This window comes from Kribbella sp. NPDC050241, assembly GCF_044459685.1.
Taxonomy (GTDB): Bacteria; Actinomycetota; Actinomycetes; order Propionibacteriales; family Kribbellaceae; genus Kribbella.
Window position 1 is genome coordinate 23,780 of sequence record NZ_JBITJE010000013.1, and the last position, 21,951, is coordinate 45,730.

The window sequence follows — 21,951 nt, forward strand, 5'->3', positions numbered from 1 at the left end:
AGTGAGGCGAGAGTGAGCCGGGCCTCCCGCGGTGGCATGAGTCGCAACGCCGGGTCCGACGTCAAGGCGGCGTACTTGTTCATCGCGCCGGCGATCATCGGGTTCACCGTCTTCGTGGTGTATCCGCTGGTCCGCTCGTTCTACCTCGCCCTGACCAGGTACAACGGCCTGACCGACCCGATCTTCGTTGGCCTGGGCAACTTCCGCCGGTTGTTCACGGTCGACCCGGCGTTCTGGCCGTCGCTGCGTGCGACCGGGTACCTGGTCGTTCTCTATGTGCCGTTGTCGCTGGCCCTCGGGCTGGCGCTGGCGATGTTCTGCAACCAGCGGTTCGCCGGGGTGCGCGTCGTCCGGACGCTCGCCTATCTGCCCGTCGTACTCCCGGCGATCGCGACGATCACGTTGTGGAAGTTCATCCTGGATCCGCAGGTCGGCCTGCTGAACACGGTCCTGGATCGACTGGGCCTGCCGACCAGTCTGTGGTTGCAGAGTCCGAGCATGTCGATGCCCGCGGTCGTGCTGGTGATGCTGTGGGGTGTCGGCGGCACGATGATCATCTTCCTGGCCGCGTTGCAGGCCGTGCCGAACGAGTTGTACGAGGCGGCCCGGGTGGACGGCGCCGGGTCGTGGTCGGTGTTCTTCCGGATCACCATGCCGATGATCAGCCCGATCATGTTGCTGCAGGTGATCCTGCAGACCACGGCCGCACTGCAGACGTTCAACCAGCCGAAGATCCTCACCAACGGCGGACCCGGCTTCAGCACCAACGTCCTGATGCTGTCGATCTACAAGAACGGCTTCCCCAACCTCGGCCAGATCCCGCAGCTCGGCTACGCGTCGGCGCAGGTGTGGGTGCTGTTCGTGCTCATCATCGCCGTGATCGCCCTGACCGCGAAGTTCTCCTCGCTATGGACCTACAGTGACAACACTCCAGACTGAAGCCGCCGAGGGCACGGTCCTGACCACCCGGACCACGCCCTCCCCCAAGAAACCCCGCCTGGTCGGTACGACGTCCTGGTACGTCGTCGCGCTGTTCATCAGCGCGGTCATGGTCGTCCCGCTGCTGTGGATGATCACCATCGGCCTGAAGAGCCGGACCGCGGTGTTCGACATCCCGCCGAAGCTGCTGCCGCACGAGTTCACCTGGAGCAACTTCGTCAACGGGCCGGAGGCGATCCACTTCCCGCGACTCCTGGTGAACTCGACCATCATCACCGCACTCAGCGTGCTCGGTGGCGTGATGACCGCGATGATGGCCGGCTACGCGCTGGCCCGGCTGCGCTTCCCCGGCCGCAAGGTGTGGTTCTACCTGTTCGTCGGGAGCATGCTGCTGCCCGGTGTGGTCGGGCTGATCCCGTTGTTCCAGCTGTACAAGAGCATCGGCTGGTACGACACCTGGCTGCCGCTGATCGTGCCGGCCTTCCTCGGCGGGAACCCGTTGTTCATCTTCCTGGCCCGGCAGTACTTCCTGGCCATCCCGTACTCCATCGACGAGGCGGCGAAGATCGACGGCGCCGGGCACTTCCGGATCTTCACGAGTGTGATGCTCCCGCTGACCCGGCCGGCCTGGATCACGATGGCGATCCTGGCCTTCCAGGCGTCCTGGAACGACTTCCTCAACCCGTTGGTCTACCTGTACTCGTCGAACAAGTGGCCGCTGTCGGTCGGGATGGCGTCGTTCATCTCGCCGTTCGCCGGGAAGACACCGGACTGGAGCTACTACATGGCCACCAACCTGCTCTACATGCTGCCGCCACTGATCGTCTTCTTCGCCGCGCAGCGCTACTTCATCCAGGGCCTCGGCTCGCTCGGCAGCACGACCCAGAAATAGAGGGGATCCTCCTGTGAAACGCACTTTCCTGGTAACCACCCTGGCCTGTGCCGGGTTGCTGACGGCAACGGCCTGCAGCGGATCGGACTCCGGCGGCGGGTCGAGCGACGGACCGGTCACCGTGACCGTGATGACGTGGGAATCGGCCCAGACCAACGCCGCGATCAAGAAGGCACTGGCCGACTTCAAGGACGACAACATCACCGTCCAGCTGCTCGACACCCCGGCCGGCAACTTCGGCGACAAGCTCGCCTCCCTGACCCAGGCGAAGAAGCTGCCGGACCTGTTCTGGTGCGGCAACGACACCGAGCAGCAGTACACCTCGCAAGGCCTGCTGGTCGACTGGACCGAGAAGATCAAGGACGGGGACGGCGACTTCAAGGCCGACCAGTTCGTGCCGTCCGCGATGGAGAACTGGAAGACCGCCGACGGCCAGATGGGCGGCCTGCCGTCACTGATGAACACCTACGGCGTCTGGTACAACGCCGACGCCTTCACCGCCGCCGGCGTACCGGTGCCGAAGGCCGGCTGGACCTGGGACGAGATGTACGCCGCGGCCGCGAAGCTGGCAGGAAAGAACGGGGCGAAGTACGGGCTCGTGGCCGACCAGCTCACCTCCCCGGACGGTCCGTTCACGATGAGCATGTACTCCGTCTCGGCCGGCGGTGCACCGTTCACCGACAACGTGAACCACCCGACCAAGGCCGAAGCGGACGCCAAGTACACCGAGGGTGTGCAGAAGCTCGTCGACGCGATCAAGAGTGGCTCGGTCTCCCCACCCGGGTACGACGCCGCGAACGTGCAGTCGCTGTTCTCCGCGGGCAAGGTGCCGATGATGTTCGGCGGGCAGTGGCTGGCGGCCGGGTTCCAGACCGACAAGCCGAAGGTGAAGTACGGGTTCGCGCCGTTCCCGCAGGTCGACGCCCCGGCGACCCTGTACGACTCGGTCGGCATCTGCACGCCCCAGTACACGAAGAACCAGGACGCGACGTTCAAGGTGCTGGAGTACATCAACACCAAGGTGTGGGACGCCGTACTCCCGGCTTCTCCGGTCGCTCCCCCGGCGTACACCCCGGCGCAGACCAGCTACTTCGACGCGTTGACCAAGGCAGAGCAGTCGACCGTGGTCGACACGGTCAAGGCCGACCTGGCCGCGGAGAAGACGGTCGGCGTCCGGTTCACCACGCAGTGGGCGCAGCAGGTCGGCGACCTGACCACGGCGAACTATCAGCCGATCCTCAGCGGCAAGAAGCCGGTGTCCGAGCTGCCGGCGTACATCGACAAGATCAACGGGCTGATCAAGTCGGCCGGCTGACGTCAGACGGCCTGCCAGAGCGAGAGGGCGAAGCGGGCTTCGGAGTCGGTCCACCACGCGGCCGACGCGAAGCCCGCTGTGTCCAGCTCGGCCTCGACACCGTGGCGGTGGAACTTCGCGGAGATCTCGGTGTGGAGCACCTCACCCTCGGCGAAGTCGACCTCGAGGTGGACCTCGGGGATCAGCACCCGCATCGCGCGGTCGGCCCGCAGACGCATCTCGATCCACTCGTTCTCGGCGTCCCAGATCGCCACATGGCTGAACGCCTCCACGTCGAAGTCCGCGCCCAGCTGCCGGTTGATCACTCGCAGAACGTTCCGGTTGAACTCCGCGGTGACGCCCGCGCTGTCGTCGTACGCCGCGACCAGCGTGGCCGGATCCTTCACCAGGTCGGTGCCGAGCAGCAGCCACTCGCCTGGCTCGAGCACCTCGCGGATCGACGCGTAGAACGTCGCGCGCTCGCTCGGCAGCAGGTTGCCGATGGTGCCGCCGAGGAACGCGACCATCCGTGGCGGGTCGCCCGGCAGCTTGTCGAGATGCGCGGTGAAGTCGCCGACAACGCCGTGCACCTCGAGCGCCGGGTAGTCCACGTTGATCGCGTCCGCCGCGTCCCGCAGCGCGGACTCCGACACGTCCAGCGGTACGAACGTCGTCAGCGTGCCCCGGTCGCGCAGTCCGTCCAGCAGCAGCCGGGTCTTCTCCGACGATCCGGATCCGAGCTCGACCAGGGTGTGCGCCTTGGTGATGGCCGCGATCTCGCCGGCCCGGGCCTGCAGGATCTCCCGCTCGGCGCGGGTCGGGTAGTACTCCGGCAACCGGGTGATCTGCTCGAACAGGTCGCTGCCGCGGGCGTCGTAGAACCACTTCGGGGGCAGCCACTTCGGGTCGGCGGTCAGCCCGGCCCGGACATCCTCGCGCAGCGCGCGGCCGGCGTAGTCCGGGGTCAGATGTACGTCGATCGGGGTCACTCTGGTCCTTCCATCGGCGTGATACTCAGCGTCGTGGCGGTGGCCACGAGCAACGAGCGGTCCGGTACTTCGTCCCAGTCGCCGGTCCCGAACCGCTCGGAGGCGACCGTGGTGGAGTCTGCGGTGTGCTGCACCCAGAGCGAATGCGTCCAGGAGGTAGCGATGATCTGCTCGCCATCGGTCAGCAGCACGTTCAGCCGCGACCCGGGCGCCACCGCCTCCACGTCCTGTACGACGGACGAGACGGCATCAGCCGCCGGCACATCCTTCAAGCGGTTGGCGATGAGTGCCCACAGCAACTGGGAGTCGACCGGCGCCTCCAGCCGGAGCAGATCGGCTACCGGGAGCGTCTCGGCCAGTTTGAGGGTCGACTCCGGCCACCCCGGGATCCGGCCGTTGTGGCTGAACAGCCAGTCCCCGGTCTGGAACGGCGCGACCACAGCTTCGCCGTACGGCATGCCCACTGTCCCGTCGCGGACGGCCGCCAGCACGGCGCCGGACCGGACCGAGCCTGCCAGCCCGGGCAGGTTCTCGTCGGTCCAGATCGGCACATTCCGCCGATAGCGCACCGGTCGGCCGTCGACGTACCACCCGAGGCCGAAGCCGTCGGCGTTCACCGTGCCGCCTCCGCGCATGTCGTGCGGGGACCAGCTCTGTTCGTACAGGGAGTGGGTGGGGTCGAGGACCAGGGAGGCCGGCGTGACCGGTGGGCCGACGTAGGCCAGGTGGCGGCACATCAGCCGTGCAGCTCCTCGGGCCGGGGGTCGCGGGCACACCGGAAGCCGGCGAAGATCTGCCGCCGGATCGGGTAGTCCCAGTTCCGGAAGGTGCCTCGGGCAACGACCTCGTCAGTGCCGAACGAGCCGCCGCGGAGCACCTTGTAGTCCGGGCCGAAGAAGACCAGCGAGTACTCGTCGTACGGCCAGGCGCGGAAGCCCGGGTACGGCCGGAAGTCGCTGGACGTCCACTCCCAGACGTCGCCGATCAGCTGCTCGACGCCCAACGGCGACGCGCCCGCCGGATACGCACCGACCGGCGCCGGCGCGAGGTGGCGCTGACCCAGGTTCGCATGGTGCGGACCCGGACTGTCGTCGCCCCACGGGAAGCGCCTGGTCCGCCCGGTCGCCGGGTCGAACCGCGCCGCGAACTCCCACTCCTCCTCGGTCGGCAGCCGCTTCCCGGCCCACTTCGCGTACGCCTCGGCCTCGTAGAAGCAGACGTGCATCACCGGCTCGTCCAGCGGCAGCAACTCACGGTTGGCGAACCGCGTCCGCCACCACACACCGTCGACCTGCTCCCAGAACCGCGGTGCCACCAGCGACGCCTTCTGCACGTGGGCCCAGCCGGCTTCGGACCACCACTGCGGATCCTGGTAGCCGCCACCGATCACGAATCGCAGGTAGTCCTCGTTCGTCACCGGCGCGGTGTCGATCACGTACGGCGCGACCTGGACGGCGTGCGCCGGTCGCTCGTTGTCGAGCGCCCACGGCTCGACCGACGTACCCATCTCGAAGACTCCGCCGGGCACCAGCACCTCAGGTGCGGCGAGCCGGCGTCCGGTCGGTGGCGCCGGTGCATCGAGCACCGGGACCCCGATGCGGAGCTGGTGTGTCGCCAGCATCGTCTCGTCGTGCTGCTGCTCGTGCTGCGCGATCATCCCGAAGGCGAACGCGTTGTCGACCAGCTCACGCCCGCCATCGAACTTCACGTGGTCGAGTACGTCCATCACCTTGTCCCGCACCTCGGTCACGTACGTCCGAGTCTCGGCCGGGCCGAGCAGCGGGAGCGTCGGCCGGTCCGCGCGCGGGTGCATGAACGCGTCGTACAGCTCGTCGATGTCCTGCCGCAGCGGCTCGCGGCCGCCGACGTCGCGGACGAGCCAGAGCTCCTCCTGATTGCCGACGTGGGCGTAGTCCCAGACCAGCGGCGACATCAGTCTGGAGTGCTGCTTGACCAGATCGTCGGTGTCGACGGCGTCGGTGAGGTGGACCGTCCGCGCCCGGGACCGCTCGAGCTGCTCGGCGACGAACGCGCGCAAGCCCTCGGGAGACAGTTCGGACAGTTGGTGATTCATGAAGCTCGCCTTCCGTGGGTTTCGTCGACGATGCGATGGAGCCGGGTCGCGACTTCATCGATGAGTTCGGTGTCCGCACCGGTCCGGTCCAGCACCCTGGCTCCCAGCTCGACCACGTCCTCCGCGGCCTGCCGGACCAGCTTGTCCTCCAGCCCTTCCCGGGCCGCCTCGAACCAGCGTCCCGCCGCTGGCTCGGCAGCAGCGAGCACGTCGCCGAGCACGGCCGGGTCGGACATCAGTGCGGTGAGCAGCAGGGTCGGGGCGATCCACCCGTCCCCCGGCTGCGCGTCCAGGTAACGCACCTCCAGATACCCACGCGCCCGGACCGGCGGGAACAGCGTGGACAGGTGATACGCCAGGTCGTCGTACGTCGGTTGGTCGCCGGGCAACTCGCCATCCGCCCAGGCGCCGAAGGTCAGTCCGCGGGGCGCATCCCAGCGGTCGCCGCGGCGGAAGCACAGCACCGGCGCCTCCATCGCCATCCGAGCCCACGCGGCAGCCGGGTCGCCGTCGAGCGATGGCGGCTCGGTGAACGGGGCATAGGTGCCGAAGGTGGCCTCGGTCCGCGCCGACGCCCAGCCGGTGTCGCTGCCGGCGCGGCGGCGGGAGTTGGCGAACAGCGCGACCAGCGCCGGACCGAGATCGTGCAGGGCGCGCCAGCGCAGAGCGGTCTGATCTGCCTCGCCGGCGTCGAGGCAGATCTGCAGGCCCGCGGTACTGCACATCATCCGGGGGCCGTGTGGCCCGAGTCGTTGGAAGGCGCGTTCCATCGCCGCGTAGCGCGGGACAGTGAGGATGCGGCGGGGTGTGCGGTGCGCGTCCAGGCCGTGGTCGCCCGGAACGAGGTCCGCGGTGCGAAGGAGCGCTGTCAGCTCGGCCGCGTCGGCGGCGGTGTCGTCGATCAGCCCGGCGACCGAGGCCGCGGCGGGACAGGAGATCTCGACCTGGCCACCGGGCTCCACAGTGACCAGAGCGCCCCGGCCGAGCGGCAGTTGCGGGCTGCCGGGGACCAGGGTCGCGGGCGCGTGCGCGCCCAGGGCAGTGCGTAATCGGTCGGCGTCGAGGGGCCGGCGCGGATCTTCCGCATGATGCACGGTCCATTCGAGTTCGACGCCGTGCAACCGCGGCGGACCGTGCTTGAAACAGACCATCGCGACGAACCCCTCCGCTTCGGCCCGGGAGCCGATCGGAGTCGTCGCCGGAGTACCACCGGGCGAGGTCACGTCAGCGAACCTAACGCCGGACCTGCGGCCGGACAACCGACAGCGGGTTACCCGTCGGTGACGCCTGCAGCGCATCTCGAGTCATGCCCGCGATGCTGCCGGGCGCCACCGACAATTTCCGGGCCCGATCAGTCCGGAGCGTGCGGGTTCGCTCTCAGCGAAATCTGCACGAAGGTCAGCTCGTGCCTGGGTAACCGGCGCCGTACGCCTCGATCTCGTCGACGAACATGCCGGTGTTGCGGTCGTTGGTCCGCTTCTTGTCGAATGTGACCCGTACCCAGCGGGCCTCGGCCGGCGTGAACGACAGGTCGTACCAGACGTTCGAGGCACCGTTCACGGCCGTCGCCTCACCCCGGTCGGCGAAGTGCACTCCGTCGGCACTGGTGGCCACGGTGATCTTGTCCGGGCGGTAGTCCGGGTACTCCTCGTACGCGTGTACCCGCACGGTCCCGACCGCCTGCGGACGGCCGAGGTCGATGGTGACGACCGGCTGCACACTATCGCCGACGTTCAGCAGCTCGTAGCCGAAGCTCTTACCGTCGCCCCAGTCGTCACCGATCACACCGTCGGTCGCCTCGGTCTTGGCCGCGTCCGGGAAGCGACTGGACGGATCGGTCCGCTCGTACGGCATCCCAGCCGCGAGGTTCTGCTGGTGCAGCTGGTTGCCCGCGACCTGGAGGTCCAGCAGCTGGTACGGCGCCGTACCGCCACTGGAGCCGGTCGCCTCGATCCGGATGTGCTTCGCCTTGGCGTTCAGCCCGATGAAGTCGTCGCCACCGTCACCGGTCCCCAGACCAGCCTCGGCCCACTTGGTCCCGTTGGCCGAGACCAGCACGCGGTACTTGTTCGCGTAGGTGCTCCCCCAGCGCAGCCGCACGCCGTCCACCTGCACCTGGCGGCCGAGGTCCACCTGCATCCAGTTGGTGCCGCTGCCACTCGCCGGCTGCCACGCAGTGGAGCCATTGCCGTCCACCGCCTTCGCAGCGTTGCCGCTGGAAGCCGTAGCCGGCTTAAGACGCGCCAGGTCGTTGGCTACGACCGGCTTCCCGGCTGCGGCGTCCAGAGCGATCGCCCGGATCCGTTGCATGTAGGACACATCCGGCGAGTACTTGTCACTCCGCTGCACCACGCTGGTCGCCAGGTCGTGCGCCAGTCCCGGATTGGTCTTGCCGAGCTTGTTGAGGACCTCCCAGTCCTCCATGCCGTCCCGCAGCGACTCGTACCGTGGTGACGCCTCGATCGTGTTGTGTGCCTTGTCCGGGCGAACGATGTAGCCATCACCCTTCACATCCTGGTCGTCCATCGCGTACTGCCAGTTGCCGTAGGCCCAGTGCAGGTAGCCGGTCGCTCCACGGCCATATGCGAGCCACATGGTCTGCCGCTGGCTCCACTCAGGCTGGTCGATAAACCTGTTCAGGTGGTTGCCGACCGGGATGTTGCAGTTGTAGAACCACAACGGCTTGCCCTTGGCCTTCTCCGCGTCGTACGGCGCCGGGTTCGCGGTGTAGGTGTGCAGGTTCGGGATGACGATGTCCTCGGCCTTGGCCACGCTCGGCGCGAGCTGGTTGACGATTGCGTCGCCGATCTTCACATCCGGCCAGTACTGCCGCAGTTTGCTCGCCACACCGAACCAGCCGGGGTCACCGCCGGCGCCCGGCTCATCGCCGACATGCATCCAGAACATGTCCTTCCAGCCCTTGTCGGCCAGGTGCTCGCGCAGCGCCGGGTAGAACTGCTTGTACCAGTTCTCCGCCTCCGGGGTGTCCCACCAGACGTAGTCCGGGACCTGCCGCCCGGTCGCCTTCGGCGTCACCTCGACCAGGTACCGCGGCCACTGGCTGTTGTGCTCCGCGTTCTGCGGCCCGGCACCGGTGAAGCCCTCGAGCCGGTTCACCACGCCCTTGTCCAGGAACCGCTGCACGACCTCGTCGAAGCGGCTGAAGTTGAAGCTGTAGTTGCCAGCGGCATCGACCTTGCTGCCGCCGTCGGTGAGCAGGTTGAGCAGCGGCAACTGCAGGTTGTTCTGCCGGTACCGCTTCATCGTGTCGGCCCAGTTGTCGATCAACTGCCACCACTGCGGCGAGTATCGATCGTGCCCGTAGAAGAGCTTGACCGTGTCACCCTTGCCGGGATCGTACGACGTCAGCCCGAGGAAGTTCGTCCACATCACGTTGGTGAACTCGCTCTGGTTCGCCGGCGGGATCACCACGTTGCGGGCGTTGACCGTGATCGGCACGTGCAGATCGCCGTTCGTGGTCCGCACCGTGGCCTGGCCCCGGTAGACGCCGCCGTCCGCCGTCGCGGGCACGTGGACACGGACCCACAGCGACTGCGTCTGGCCTGCCGGTACGGCGATGCTCGTCTCGTTCAGCAGCCGGTCCGGGAAGTCGCCCGGGGCCTGCCGTGTCGTCGGCACGACGAACTGGTTGCCGCCGAACACCGAGTTGTGGTTGAGGTACTCGTACCCGACCGGGTTGTAGCTGAGTTCGCTCGCCGCGATCGCGTCCGACGGCCCGGTCAGCGCCGTGAAGTCGACCTTGTTCACCGTGAACGCCGCCAGCCCGCGCACCACGATCTGCGCTGCCTCGTAGTCGTTCTTGGCCGTGTCGAGCCGGATGTCGTCGCGGGCCTCCGGCGATCGCCCACTGTCCTTGAAGACGGAGTTGTACGCCGTCTCGGTCCAGACGCCGGGCTTCACGCCGGCCGCCTCTCGTGCCTGTGCCACCGGCACGAACGCTGCCGAAGTCACCAGGAGTCCGCCTGCCACCACCGCATGTGTCCACCGCATGCCGAACAGCCAACGCGCGGAACCGCACGGCGGCAATCCTTCGGATGAAGGCGGCCTAGACCAATCAGCGGAAACGCGGGCAGGTGGTGCAGGCGTTCACGTTCGGCAGTATGTAGACGTAGCAGCACGACGTCCGCAGCTTCTGCTCCAGCGAGACGGCGAACGCCTCGGCGGCCTGATCGGCGTACGGCGCCTCGTCCGGCAAACGGATCGCGGCCCGCACCTCATCGTCGACCGCACCGAAGCGCTGCAGCGACCCGAGCTTCACAGCGGGCACATAGGAGTCCAGAAAAGCCGTCGTGTGGGCCTTCAGCTGTGCGGCCGCCGTGGCCATCGGTACGACCTCCTGCGACAGCAGCGCGACCTCGACCGGGTAGTGCGCGGTCGGGTGCCGCCGGAACGCCAGTGCGGACGGCGACACCTCAGGTGAGACACCGGTTGCGGCTGCCGTCACTCCGGCCACCAGTGAGGGGACCTGGACGTACCACATCAGCGTGAACATCGCGGCGACCTGTACCGGCGGATCGATGGCGTACTCCCGCCCGTAGTCCTCCTGCACAGCAGTCCGCCACGCGTACGTCGGATCGCCACCACTGTGCTGCTCCGAGAGCACGTCAGCGCACGACACCCACTCCGGTCCGGGCACGGAGTCCGCCGTACGCACGGACATCCACGTCACCGAGTCGGCGAGGACGTCCGCGAGGTCGCTGACGGAGTGGCTCACTCGACCAGCCTACGGTCCGGGACGACGACCGGCGCTCCCCCGACGTCGACCACGGTGGCCTGCAGACCGAAGACGTCGTCCAGCAGTTCCTCGGTCAGTACGTCGACCGGCCGCCCCTCGGCCGCGATCCGGCCCTCGCCCATCACCACGAGGTGATCGGCGTACTGCGCAGCGAGTGTGAGGTCATGGAGGACCACCACCACGGTCCGGCCTGAGGCGTGCGCGGCGGCGTGGACGACGTTCATCACGTCGACCGCGTGGGCCAGGTCCAGGTACGTCGTGGGTTCGTCGAGCAGCAGGTTTGGCGTGCCCTGGGCCAGGACCATCGCGATCCAGACCCGTTGCCGTTGGCCACCAGACAGCTGGTCGACCGGGCGCTCCCGCAGTTCGGTCAGCTCGACGGCCGCCAGGGCCTCATCGATCGCGGCGTCGTCCTCAGCGGTCAGCCGCCCGAACAGTCCACGGTGCGGATGGCGTCCCCGCGACACCAACTCGGCAGCCGTGATTCCCTCCGGCGTCACCGGCCCTTGCGGCAGCACACCGAGCTTCCGGGCCAGCTCACGCGCCGGCAACTTGTGGATGTCCTTGCCGTCCAGCAGCACGTGGCCGCTCTGCGGAGTGAGCAGGCGGCTCATCCCATGCAGCAGTGTGGACTTGCCCGATCCGTTCGGCCCGACCACAGCGGTCAGCTGTCCGGCCGGCACCTCCAGCGTCAACCCGGACACCACCGGCGCATCCGCGCCGTACGCGAGGGTGAGGTTCTCGACGTGCACTGATCAGCGTCCCTTCTGCTGGCGGCCGATGAGGTGTATCAGGTACGGCGCTCCGCACGCGGCTGTGATGACGCCGACCGGAAGTTCGTACGGCCCGACCTGCAACCACTGCAGGCCATTTCGCGCGACCAGATCGGCCAGTACGACGAACAGCGCACCGAGCATCGCGGTGGTGAGCAACGGCGGTCGCTCCATCCGAGTCAGCCGCTGCGCGATCTGCGGCGCCACCAGTGCGACGAACGCGATCGGTCCCGCTCCCGCCGTCGCCATCGCGGCCAGCACCGTCGCCACGATCAGCAACGCCAGCCGGATCCGGGCGACCCGCACGCCGAGCGACGACGCGACATCGTCCCCGAGCACCAGCGCGGACAGGTCCCGGTTGAACATCATTGCTACTGGCAACAAGAGGACTACGGCGAACAGCACCGGAATCGCGTCGCTCCAGGCCCGCGCGTTCAGCGAACCGGCCAGCCATGCGGCGGCCCGGCCCGCGTCGTTGACATCGCCGATCACCAGCAACCACGCGACGAGCGAGTTGGCCGCGGCCGCGATCCCGACCCCGATCAGCACCACGCGTCCCGCGTCGACCACACCACGCTGGATCGACAACGCGCCGACGATCAACGTCGCGATCAGCGCACCCAGTACGGCGGCCAGCGGGATGCCGACCTTGGCCGCTGCGCCCGAGATGTTCCCACCGCCGCTGCCGGCCAGCACGATCACCGCGACCGCACCCGCGGACGCACCGGAGTTGACCCCGACGATGTCGGGACTGGCCAGCGGGTTGCGCGACAAGGTCTGCAGCAGCGCCCCCGAGACGGCGAACGCGATGCCGACCAGCAGGCCGGTGGCCACCCGTGGCAGCCGCAACTCGAGCACCACGAGACGGGTGCCGCGACGGCCACCACCGAGCAGGACCTCGATCACGTCGGCGAGCGGGAGTTTCGTCGTACCGACGCTCAAGGAGACGAGCGCGATCATGATGGCGAGGACCGCGAAGGCCGCGCTGAGCATTACCGTCCGCGACTTCACAGCGCCACCGCCCGGCGCCGTACGACGATCACGAACAGGGGCGCGCCGACGATGCCGAGGACGACCCCGGCCTGGACCTCACCGGCACCGCCGACCAGCCTGCCGACCAGGTCGGCGAGGACCAGCGCGGTCCCGCCGATGACAGCCGAGCCCGGGATCAGCCAGGTGTTGCGAGCGCCGAAGATCCGGCGAGCGACGTGGCCGGCGAGCAGTCCGAGGAACCCGATCGGCCCGCAGGCGGCGACTCCCGCGGCCGTGAGCAGGCCAATCGCAACCAGGCCGACCAACCGGGCCCGGCGGATCGACAACCCCAGCCCGGCGGCAACATCGTCACCGAGCGCCAACAGGTCGAGGTCGCGAGCGTTGACCAGGGCGAGGAGCAGACCGACCGCGGCGAACGGCAGCACCTGCCCGGCGACATCCAGGCCGCGGCCCGCGACCGAACCGACTGCCCAGAAGCGGTAACCGTCGAGGGTGTTGGCGTCGAGCAACACGATCGCCGAGGTCAACGCACCGAGCATCGCGGCCACCGCGGCGCCGGTCAGCGCCAACCCGACCGGCGACGCTCCGTTCCCCCGCGAGGCCAGGCGCTGTACGCCGAACGTCGCCACCAATGCACCCACCAGCGCGACCCACACGGTCGACGAGACCGACTCGACCAAGCCGATCTGCAACCCGAGAACGACGGCGAACGCCGCGCCCGAGCTCACGCCGAAGATCCCCGGCTCGGCCAGCGCGTTGCGGGTGTGGCCCTGCATGAGTGTCCCCGCGACACCCAGACAGACACCGATCAGGACAGCCACCACCGTGCGTGGGAAGCGCAGGCTGCGGACGATCACATCCGGGTCGGACCCGTCGTTCGCGGTCAACGCATGCCACAACGCGCCAGGCCCGAGCCACCGCGATCCGAACGCGAGACTGGCCGCGAAGGCCAGCACCAGAACGACGACGAGCACGAGCAGCGCGGCAGTACGACGTACTGCGGGACGGCCGGCGCGGACCGGTGGCGGCACGACCGGGCGTGCGGACGGGACGGCGGAGGACATATGGTTAGGGTTACCTTAGTTCAACGTTGTGGTGAGTCACCTTAACCTGCGAGCCGTCCTGACCAGGAGACACCTGTGCGCCTGCCCCGAACCACCGCCCTGCTCGCCGTCGCCGCCTTGGCTCTGACCGCCTGTGGCTCGTCCGCGGACTCCGAGGACTCCCCGGATGCGGCCGCAGCGTCGTCCGCCGGGTTCCCGCGCACCGTCGAGCACGCGATGGGCAAGACCGAGATCCCGGCCAAGCCGAAGCGGGTGGTGGCACTGGACGCGAGCTTCGTCGACGCGACGCTGATCCTGGACACACCGGTGGTCGGGTACACCGACTACCGCAGCATCAACGGGAAGCTGCCGGACTACCTCGGCGACGACCGCAACACCCTGGGCGGCGAGGCGGAGGCGGTCGGCACGCTGGCCGAGCCGAATCTGGAGAAGATCGCCGCGCTCGACCCGGACCTGATCATCACTGCGAAGGTCCGGCACGAGAAGCTCTACGACCAGTTGTCTGCGATCGCGCCGACGGTCATGTCCGAGACCACCGGGCCGACCTGGAAGGACAACATCCGGCTGGAGGCGAAGGCGCTCGGCGCGGAGGACCTGGCCGAGAAGGAGATCTCGTCGTACGAGAAGGCGGCCAAGACCGTCGGCGACGCGATCAACACGAAGGCGAAGAACCCGGCGATCTCGGTGGTCCGGTTCGTCGACGGGCCGACCCGGCTGTACCAGAACGCCAGCTTCTCCGGCATCGTGCTCAAGGACGCCGGACTGAAGCGGCCCGCGCCGCAGGACGTGAACGACTTCGCGGTGGAGATCAGCCCGGAGCGGATCAAAGATGCCGACGGCGACGCGATCTTCGTCACCGTGTACGCCGACGAGAAGGGTCTGAGCGCCAAGACCGCCGGGCAGTTCAAGGCCAACCCCCTGTGGACGCCGCTGGCGCCGAAGGTGCACGAGGTGCCCGACCTCACCTGGATGACCGCGGTCGGGTTGCAGGGTGCGTGGTCGATCCTCACCGACCTGGCCAGCACCTTCGACGTGCCCGCTCCGGTCAAGGCCGACTGAGCACTCGATAAGGTCCGCGGTATGACGGCTCTGACCCGATGGCATGTCGGTCCGTGGACCACGCGGGGTACTCGTCCCGGCTCGCCGTTCGAGCCGGGGCGGAAGCGGACGCCCGACGAGTTGAACTTCGACATCGTCGGGCTGTCCCGGATCCTCGGCCGGCGGCAGACGCTGCCGGAAGAGATGCTGGTCCGCCGCTGCCAAGCTGCGCTGCGCCCGACCGATCCGCGCCCGTGCGGCATCCAGACTCTGACTGATCCGGACCTTGCCCGCGACCTCGCCGAAACAGCCGAACGCGCCTTCACCTGGATCGCCGGCCGCGCCCCCTCCGGCTACGAGTTCGCCCTCACCGACGCCGTCGAACTCCGCCCGTTGCTGGACCTGGACGGCCCCGTCGTCGCGATCGAGGCTGTCATCCACCTGGCCAACGCCGACCTCCCCGGCGACCTCCCCGCCGCCCGCCTGGCCGCCTCCCATGTACGCCGCTCCACCTCCGGCCACTGGTACGCCGGCGACGCGGTCTGCAACTGGTCGGGTCCCCACGACACAGCAGACGCCGCGATCACCGCCGTACAAGCTGCCCGAGAAGACCTGGTCACCCAGCTACGGTCCGCCGGCCGCGAAGACCTCGCGACCACCGCATCCCGCTGGCCACCAGTCCCCGTCGGGCGCTGCCGTTTGATGGGTTGGCCCACCGCACGCCGGTAGCCAACCCACCGTCTCCTGGGCTGACCCAGCCCACGACCCACCCCCAGACACGGCGAGCCACACCGACCAGCGCCATCCGGAGGGTGAACCCACCAAACGGTGGATCGGCCCACCGCACGCCGGTAGCCAACCCACCGTCTCCTGGGCTGACCCAGCCCACGACCCACCCCCAGACACGACGAGCCACACCGACCAGCGCCATCCGGTGGGTGAACCCACCAAACGGCGGGTCGGCCCACCGCACGCCGGTAGCCAACCCACCGTCTCCTGGGCTGACCCAGCTCAGGGGCCAGCAGTTAGGTGGAGTGGGTCAGGGGTGGTGGGGTGGGGGTGCCGTGGGGTTGGAGGTGTTGGCGGAGGAAGGTGAGCTCGGCTTCGACTGCGGCCTCGTGGCTTTCGAGGAAGGGGGCGTAGTGGTTGCCGGGGAGGCGTACCAGGTCGGCTTTGGCGGACTTGGAGGCGGCGGTGATGGCTGGGGCGGCTAGGGCGGAGCGGTCGTCGTCGCAGACCACGTACAGCAGTGGGCAGCGGATGTCGGCGGCGTACTTCGCTGGGCGGTAGAACACGGCCGGGAGGATTGAGCGCGCGGCCAGCGTCTGCTGCCAGTCGGGGTACTTGTTGCCGGGGTTGAGGACCGCATCGCCCAGCTGGGCGTCGGGGGTGTTGAGCAGGGCAACTGTTCCGCGCGGGCCGGACAGCGCCACCAGCTTCGGGGGTCGCCCGACAAGAGCACCGAGTGTGTCCAGCACGGCGCGGCCGGCCAAGCGGAGTGCGCCGAGCGGGCTCTGGTAGCGAGACGCCTTGCGAGTCACGACAGGACCATCGAGGTTCGGGGACTGCGCGATCGCGGCGGCGATCCGATCGTCTTCCGCGGCGAGTTGTACGACGTACCCGGCGCACAACGAGAACGACCAGAGCGCGACCCGCTCGACCCCGGGAAGGGTCGCGGCGAAACCGATCGCCGCCCGCCAGTCCGCCAACTGCCCGGCGATCGGCGCGACCTGACGCGGCTCACCACCGCTCTCACCGAAGTTGCGATAGTCGAACGCCAGCACGCTGAACCCCGCCGCCGCGAACCGCTCGGCGAACCGGTCCGTGCCCGGCTCCTTGGTGACGCCGAACCCACCGGTCATCACCACACAGCCGCCGTTCGACCCTGGATAGTGCCAGCCCGCGCACTCCACACCCGCACTGCTGAACCACACCTTCTCGCGCATACCCAGAAGTGAACCACGCGGTTCGCAAACTGTCCATGGCTCTACCCAGAACCGCCGGCCGGCAGGAATCAGGCGGACTCTTCGCGCTCGAGCGCCCGGACCAGCGCGGCGAACCCGGCCTCGATCCCGGCCCCGTCACCACTGGTTCGCCACTCGATCAGGAACCCGCGCAGCGTCGCCAGGATCAACTCCGCGACCTCGCCCTTCCGCTGCTCGGACCACGTCGCCGGACAGATCGACAGCAACGCCGGCAGGTACTGCTTCGACGCCTCCCGGGCCAGATCGGCGTACCGCGCAGGGTCGTACATCGCCAGGCCGATCGCCTGGTCCAGCACCCACGACTCCGGACCGACCAGGATCGGCCACATCGCTCGGACCCGATCAGCCAGCGGCCGATCGGCGCCCTCGGTCGCGGCCGCGAGACTGCGGCTGATCCGGCGCTCGCGCAACTGCAGGACCGACTCCGTCAGCAACTCCTCGGAGCCGGCGAAGTGGTACAGCAGCACCTTGTGCGTCGTGCCGGCCGCCCGTGCGGCCCGGCGGAGCGAGAAGTCCACCAGCCCGTTCTGGCCAAGGTCGTCAGCGACGCGATCGAGCAGTTCCCGCCGACGCGCCTCCCCGCGCGGCGACTTCGCCGATCGCCGGTAGCCTGCCCGTTCCTCAGTCACCCGCTCAGTGTCACTTAAGTGAAGCTGGCAACGAAGTAGCCGACGCCGTACGGGGCGGCATCGTACGTCAGGTTGCCGGTCAGAGCGGTCTGCGTGAGTGCGCCGGCGAGGACCTGCCATGGAGCGCGGCCTGCCGCCTGAAGAACGGTCGCCAGGTCCGGGTCGAGGGCGGCGAGAACGTCCAGATCCACGGTCCGCAAGGCCTTTGCGACCGTCGCGTCGAAGATCTCGGCCCGAGGGTGGAGGTGGACGGGAGCATGATCGCTGCGTCGGGCCGAGCCGTCGCCCATCACCAGCAACCCGATCCTGTCGTTGCTCTCGGCAATCTCCCGTCCGAGCGCCAGGCACACCTCTGGCGAGTCGTCGGCCACTGAGATCGAGGTACGCCGTACGCCGGCCGCCTTGCTCTGGCCGACCAGCCAAGCCCCGACCAGCAAGGACAACGGCAACACCGCCTCACCGTCTCCGACTCGCACCTGCGGAGCGCCGTACGCCGCGAAGCTGCCGCCCGCGGAAGCGTCGTACCGGCGCCCGGTGACCGGGCCGGACCCGACAATCACCAGGGCGTCGGCCTCTGCCAGTACGTCGATGGCCGCCAGGCAAGCCGCGCGCAGCGAATCGAGCTCCGGCGCGGCGCCGAAGGCGAGCTCGGGCACGATCACCGGCGGATGCGGGCAGACCGCGGCAGCGACGACCGGCACTAGCCGAGTCCCCGGCCGTGGCGCAGGAACAGGAAACCGTCGTCGGTGGCGAGGACCTGCAGCAATGGCAGCGACCGCGCCTCGGTGGCCGCCAGTCCGTCGGTGATCCGGCGTGCTCCCGGTCCTGCGAGCAACGGCGACACGGTCAGGCACAGCTCGTCGACCAGATCAGCACCGGTGAGTGCGCCGAGAAGATGCGGACCGCCCTCACACAGGATCTGCGACAGTCCGCGCTCGACCAGCCCGGCCACCGCCTGGTTCAGGTCCACGGTCTCGTCACCGCAGATCATCACGTCCGCCACCTTGGCGAGCGCCTCACGCTGGTGGTCCGGCGAGGACGCACACGTGATGACGATCGGCCGTACGGGCGCCTCCGTGAAGACTGTGCTGTCGGCAGCCAGTTCGAGTCGCGCGGAGACCACGGCGAGTGTCGGGTTCTCGGGCCAGCCCTGCTCGTTCCGCCATCCACGACGCTTCGCGCCGAGCCGGAGACCGCCGTACCCCTCGGCGCGGAGTGTGCCCGCGCCGACCAGGACGGCGTCAGCGAGCATCCGCAGCCGGCCGAGCATGCTCTGGTCGTCCTTGCTGGACAGGCCGCCGGACAGACCCTCCAGCGTCACGGCGCCGTCGAGGCTGGTGACGAAGTTCGCCCGCAGCCGCGGGACCGACCGATCGGGCACCGTGTAGGCGGCGATCAGTTCATCCTCGGTCAGCTCCGCCCCGACAGCACAGTTCCGGATCACACCAGGCTCCTTCGGGTGTACGCGGGCGTCGCCGTCTTCCGCAGTACGGCGATCAGGTCGAGGGCCTGCCGGGTCCCGGCGATGTCGTGGACCCGGAACACCCGGGCGCCGAGCCAGGCGGCGATGCTGACGGCCGCCAGCGTCGCGGGTCCGCGCCGGCCGGACGGCAGGTCGAGGGTCTCGCCCAGGAAGTCCTTGTTCGACATCGCCACCAGGACCGGCCAGCCGGTCGCGGCCAACTCGTCGATCCGGCGGGTGACCTCGAGCGAGTGCAGGGTGTTCTTACCGAAGTCGTGGGTCGGATCGATCACGATCCCGTCCGGCCGGACCCCGGCGGCGATGGCTCGCTCGGCCAGTGCGGTGGTCGTCCGGATCACGTCCGCCACCACGTCGTCGTACGCCATCCGGTGCGGGTCGGTGCGGGGTTTCAGCCCACCGACGTGGCTGCAGATCAGCCCGGCGCCGGACTCGGCGGCCGCCGCCGCGATGTCAGGATCGTGGCCGGACCAGGTGTCGTTGATGAGGTTCGCGCCGGCCGCTCCGACCCGGCGCGCGACCCCGCTGCGGAAGGTGTCCACGCTGATCAGGAGCTCCGGGTGGCGATCGCGCACGGTGGCGACGAAGTCCACGGTCCGGCGCAGTTCCTCGGTCTCGTCGACCGCTTCGCCGTACCCGGCCTTGACGCCGCCGATGTCGACCAGGTCCGCCCCGTCGGCGACGGCCTGGTCGATCGCCGACAGCGCGGCCTCTTCCGCGAAGGTGGCGCCGCCGTCGAAGAACGAGTCCGGGGTGCGGTTCACGATCGCCATCACCGCGAACTCCCCCGGCCCGAACGACCGGCTGCCGAGCCGCAGCACGCCACTGGGTTCCTGAGCCACGCGCCGACTCTATCGGCCGGTCCCAGGGCCGCCGCCGGGCGGCCTGAGCGTCGGCCGACGGTATCGCTCACGCCACATATCCTATAGGATTCCCCGCGACAGACCGCCCACAGCTGCAGAACGGGTCCTCCATGCCACGGTTCACCGAGTTAGAGACGTACGACGTCCGCTTCCCCACGTCCCTGGACCTGGACGGCTCCGACGCGATGAACACCGACCCGGACTACTCGGCGGCGTACCTGATCCTGCGGACCGATGCCGGCGACGGGCTCGAGGGGCACGGGTTCGCCTTCACCATCGGCCGTGGCAACGACGTCCAGACCGCGGCGATCGAGGCGCTCCGCTACCACGTGCTCGGGCTCGACCTGGATGCGACGCTGTCCGACCTCGGTGGTTTCTGGAAGTCGCTCGTCCACGACTCGCAGCTGCGTTGGCTCGGCCCGGAGAAGGGCGTCATGCACATGGCCATCGGCGCCGTCGTGAACGCGGTCTGGGACCTGGCTGCCAAGCGGGCCGGCGTACCGCTGTGGAAGCTGCTGGCAGACCTGACTCCGGAGCAGATCGTCGACCTGGTCGACTTCCGGTACCTCACCGACGCGCTGACCCGGGACGAGGCGCTGGAGATCCTGCGGGCCGCCGAGCCCGGTCGCGCGGAGCGCGAGGCGACGCTGCGCGAGCGCGGTTATCCGGCGTACACCACCACGCCGGGCTGGCTCGGGTACGACGACGACAAGCTGGTGCGGCTCTGCCACGAGGCGGTCGCCGAGGGCTTCACCCAGATCAAGCTCAAGGTCGGCGCGGACCTGGACGACGACATCCGCCGGATGCGGCTGGCCCGCAAGGCCGTCGGCCCGGACATCCGGATCGCGATCGACGCGAACCAGCGCTGGGACGTCGCCGACGCGATCCGGTGGGTCGAGGCGCTGGCGCCGTACGACGTCTGGTGGGTTGAGGAACCGACCAGCCCGGACGACGTACTCGGGCACGCGGCCATCGCGCGCGCGATCGCTCCGATCCAGGTCGCGACGGGTGAACATGTGCAGAACCGGGTCGTGTTCAAGCAGTTGCTGCAGGCCGAGGCGCTGTCGATCCTGCAGCTCGACTCGGCCCGGGTCGCCGGGGTGAACGAGAACATCGCGATCCTGCTGCTGGCGGCGAAGTTCGGCGTACCGGTGTGCCCGCACGCGGGCGGGGTCGGACTGTGTGAGCTCGTCCAGCACCTGTCGATGTTCGACTACGTCGCGGTCAGCGGGTCGATGGAGAACCGGGTGATCGAGTACGTCGACCACCTGCACGAACACTTCCTGGACCCGGTGGTGATCCGGGACGGGCACTACGTGGCGCCGGTGCGGCCCGGGTTCGGTGCCGAGATGGATGCCGAGACGCTCTGCGACTTCCGGTACCCGAGTGGCAAGATCTGGACCGACCTCACAAAGGAGAACAAGTGACGGACTTCGCCGGCCTCCGTGCAGTTGTCACCGGTGGCGCGTCGGGCATCGGCCTCGCGGCCGCCCAACTACTGGCCGCCCGGGGCGCCCGGGTGGTCGTCTTCGACCTCAAGCCCGATGTCGCGGAACCGCTGACCGGGATCGCCGCGGATGTGACCGACGACGGCTCGGTCCGCGACGCCGTTGCCGCGGCGGCGCTGCAGCTCGGTGGGATCGACATCGTCGTGAACAACGCGGGCATCGGCGCGCAGGGCACGGTCGCGGCCAACGACGACGACGAGTGGCACCGCGTCTTCGACGTCAACGTGGTCGGGATCGCCCGGGTGACCCGGGCCGCGCTGCCGCACCTGCGCAAGTCCGAATCCGCGGCGATCGTCAACACCTGCTCGATCGCCGCCACCGCGGGCCTGCCGAATCGGGCCCTGTACTCCGCGAGCAAGGGCGCCGTACTTGCTCTGACGATGGCGATGGCAGCGGACCACGTCCGCGAGGGGATCCGGGTGAACTGCGTGAACCCGGGCACCGCGGACACCCCATGGGTCGGCCGGCTGCTCGACGTCGCGGACGACCCGGCGGCGGAGCGGGCGGCGCTGGAGGCGCGGCAGCCGATGGGCCGGTTGGTATCGGCCGACGAGGTCGCGCACGCGATCGCCTACCTGGCCAGTCCGTTGTCGGGTTCGACCACGGGTACGGCGGTCGCCGTCGACGGCGGGATGCAGAACCTGCGGCTTCCGGCGGTCCAGAAATGAGCACCG

At 69.0% G+C, this 21,951-nt stretch carries 21 protein-coding genes; 7 read left to right on the plus strand and 14 right to left on the minus strand.

The genetic code is table 11. The annotated features are described in order from the left end of the window. The first annotated feature begins 36 nt into the window (after nucleotides 1-36). The 3 genes from ACIBG5_RS37520 to ACIBG5_RS37530 are packed head-to-tail and all read left to right on the plus strand — an operon-like array spanning nucleotide 37 to nucleotide 3,146. Nucleotides 37-939 (plus strand): carbohydrate ABC transporter permease, encoded by a 903-nt coding sequence (locus tag ACIBG5_RS37520; RefSeq protein ID WP_396396521.1) that lies wholly within the window; start codon nucleotides 37-39, stop codon nucleotides 937-939. Next, nucleotides 920-1,831, plus strand: a complete 912-nt coding sequence (locus tag ACIBG5_RS37525; RefSeq protein ID WP_396396523.1) for a carbohydrate ABC transporter permease — start codon at nucleotides 920-922, stop codon at nucleotides 1,829-1,831. The genes ACIBG5_RS37520 and ACIBG5_RS37525 overlap by 20 nt, the downstream gene beginning before the upstream one ends. Nucleotides 1,832-1,844: 13 nt before the next feature. Continuing rightward, the gene (locus tag ACIBG5_RS37530; protein WP_396396525.1) at nucleotides 1,845-3,146 is read left to right on the plus strand and encodes an ABC transporter substrate-binding protein; all 1,302 of its coding nucleotides are present in this window, start codon (nucleotides 1,845-1,847) and stop codon (nucleotides 3,144-3,146) included. A 2-nt stretch (nucleotides 3,147-3,148) separates the two neighbouring features. Here ACIBG5_RS37530 and egtD read toward each other — a convergent pair whose 3' ends face one another. The 9 genes from egtD to ACIBG5_RS37575 all read right to left on the minus strand — a co-directional run bounded on the left by egtD (nucleotide 3,149) and on the right by ACIBG5_RS37575 (nucleotide 13,774). Beyond that, nucleotides 3,149-4,114, minus strand: a complete 966-nt coding sequence (egtD, locus tag ACIBG5_RS37535; RefSeq protein ID WP_396396527.1) for an L-histidine N(alpha)-methyltransferase — start codon at nucleotides 4,112-4,114, stop codon at nucleotides 3,149-3,151. Beyond that, nucleotides 4,111-4,851 carry an ergothioneine biosynthesis protein EgtC gene (gene egtC, locus ACIBG5_RS37540; RefSeq protein ID WP_396396528.1) on the minus strand — a complete coding sequence of 247 codons (741 nt, stop codon included), beginning with the start codon at nucleotides 4,849-4,851 and terminating at the stop codon, nucleotides 4,111-4,113. The genes egtD and egtC overlap by 4 nt, the downstream gene beginning before the upstream one ends. Next, a complete protein-coding gene (gene egtB / locus ACIBG5_RS37545; protein WP_396396530.1) occupies nucleotides 4,851-6,188 on the minus strand; it encodes an ergothioneine biosynthesis protein EgtB in 1,338 nt (445 codons plus the stop codon). The genes egtC and egtB overlap by 1 nt, the downstream gene beginning before the upstream one ends. Then, nucleotides 6,185-7,411 carry a glutamate-cysteine ligase family protein gene (locus tag ACIBG5_RS37550; RefSeq protein WP_396396531.1) on the minus strand — a complete coding sequence of 409 codons (1,227 nt, stop codon included), beginning with the start codon at nucleotides 7,409-7,411 and terminating at the stop codon, nucleotides 6,185-6,187. The genes egtB and ACIBG5_RS37550 overlap by 4 nt, the downstream gene beginning before the upstream one ends. Before the next feature lie 175 nt (nucleotides 7,412-7,586). After that, entirely contained in the window at nucleotides 7,587-10,160 is a 2,574-nt protein-coding gene (locus ACIBG5_RS37555) for a glycoside hydrolase domain-containing protein (RefSeq protein WP_396396532.1), read from the minus strand. 103 nt (nucleotides 10,161-10,263) lie between these two features. Continuing rightward, nucleotides 10,264-10,923, minus strand: coding sequence for a (2Fe-2S)-binding protein (locus ACIBG5_RS37560; RefSeq protein ID WP_396396534.1), 660 nt, complete (start codon nucleotides 10,921-10,923; stop codon nucleotides 10,264-10,266). Further along, nucleotides 10,920-11,696 (minus strand): ABC transporter ATP-binding protein, encoded by a 777-nt coding sequence (locus ACIBG5_RS37565; protein ID WP_396396536.1) that lies wholly within the window; start codon nucleotides 11,694-11,696, stop codon nucleotides 10,920-10,922. Before ACIBG5_RS37565 ends, ACIBG5_RS37560 begins: the two co-directional genes overlap by 4 nt. 3 nt (nucleotides 11,697-11,699) lie before the next feature. Next, nucleotides 11,700-12,728 (minus strand): FecCD family ABC transporter permease, encoded by a 1,029-nt coding sequence (locus ACIBG5_RS37570; RefSeq protein ID WP_396396537.1) that lies wholly within the window; start codon nucleotides 12,726-12,728, stop codon nucleotides 11,700-11,702. After that, nucleotides 12,725-13,774, minus strand: coding sequence for a FecCD family ABC transporter permease (locus tag ACIBG5_RS37575; protein ID WP_396396538.1), 1,050 nt, complete (start codon nucleotides 13,772-13,774; stop codon nucleotides 12,725-12,727). Before ACIBG5_RS37575 ends, ACIBG5_RS37570 begins: the two co-directional genes overlap by 4 nt. Nucleotides 13,775-13,849: 75 nt before the next feature. Between ACIBG5_RS37575 and ACIBG5_RS37580 the strand changes: the two genes are divergently transcribed. Then, nucleotides 13,850-14,833 carry an ABC transporter substrate-binding protein gene (locus ACIBG5_RS37580; RefSeq protein WP_396396540.1) on the plus strand — a complete coding sequence of 328 codons (984 nt, stop codon included), beginning with the start codon at nucleotides 13,850-13,852 and terminating at the stop codon, nucleotides 14,831-14,833. A gap of 21 nt (nucleotides 14,834-14,854) precedes the next feature. Continuing rightward, nucleotides 14,855-15,541 (plus strand): hypothetical protein, encoded by a 687-nt coding sequence (locus ACIBG5_RS37585; RefSeq protein ID WP_396396541.1) that lies wholly within the window; start codon nucleotides 14,855-14,857, stop codon nucleotides 15,539-15,541. Between the two features lie 296 nt (nucleotides 15,542-15,837). Here the strand turns inward: ACIBG5_RS37585 and ACIBG5_RS37590 are convergent, their stop codons facing one another. The 5 genes from ACIBG5_RS37590 to folP form a co-directional block, all read right to left on the minus strand. Further along, nucleotides 15,838-16,758: an alpha/beta hydrolase gene (locus ACIBG5_RS37590; RefSeq protein WP_396396542.1), complete on the minus strand. Its 921-nt coding sequence runs from the start codon at nucleotides 16,756-16,758 to the stop codon at nucleotides 15,838-15,840. Between the two features lie 68 nt (nucleotides 16,759-16,826). Next, a complete protein-coding gene (locus ACIBG5_RS37595) occupies nucleotides 16,827-17,426 on the minus strand; it encodes a hypothetical protein (protein WP_396396544.1) in 600 nt (199 codons plus the stop codon). Between the two features lie 14 nt (nucleotides 17,427-17,440). Further along, nucleotides 17,441-18,127 carry a class III extradiol dioxygenase subunit B-like domain-containing protein gene (locus ACIBG5_RS37600; protein WP_396396545.1) on the minus strand — a complete coding sequence of 229 codons (687 nt, stop codon included), beginning with the start codon at nucleotides 18,125-18,127 and terminating at the stop codon, nucleotides 17,441-17,443. Further along, a complete protein-coding gene (locus tag ACIBG5_RS37605; protein WP_396396547.1) occupies nucleotides 18,127-18,870 on the minus strand; it encodes a pyrimidine reductase family protein in 744 nt (247 codons plus the stop codon). The genes ACIBG5_RS37600 and ACIBG5_RS37605 overlap by 1 nt, the downstream gene beginning before the upstream one ends. Then, nucleotides 18,867-19,679, minus strand: coding sequence for a dihydropteroate synthase (folP, locus tag ACIBG5_RS37610; RefSeq protein WP_360444672.1), 813 nt, complete (start codon nucleotides 19,677-19,679; stop codon nucleotides 18,867-18,869). Before folP ends, ACIBG5_RS37605 begins: the two co-directional genes overlap by 4 nt. Nucleotides 19,680-19,879: 200 nt before the next feature. Between folP and ACIBG5_RS37615 the strand changes: the two genes are divergently transcribed. Continuing rightward, nucleotides 19,880-21,196: an L-fuconate dehydratase gene (locus ACIBG5_RS37615; protein WP_396396548.1), complete on the plus strand. Its 1,317-nt coding sequence runs from the start codon at nucleotides 19,880-19,882 to the stop codon at nucleotides 21,194-21,196. Continuing rightward, complete coding sequence (locus ACIBG5_RS37620) at nucleotides 21,193-21,945, plus strand: SDR family NAD(P)-dependent oxidoreductase (protein ID WP_396396549.1); 753 nt, start codon at nucleotides 21,193-21,195, stop codon at nucleotides 21,943-21,945. Before ACIBG5_RS37615 ends, ACIBG5_RS37620 begins: the two co-directional genes overlap by 4 nt. The last annotated feature ends 6 nt before the right edge of the window (nucleotides 21,946-21,951 follow it).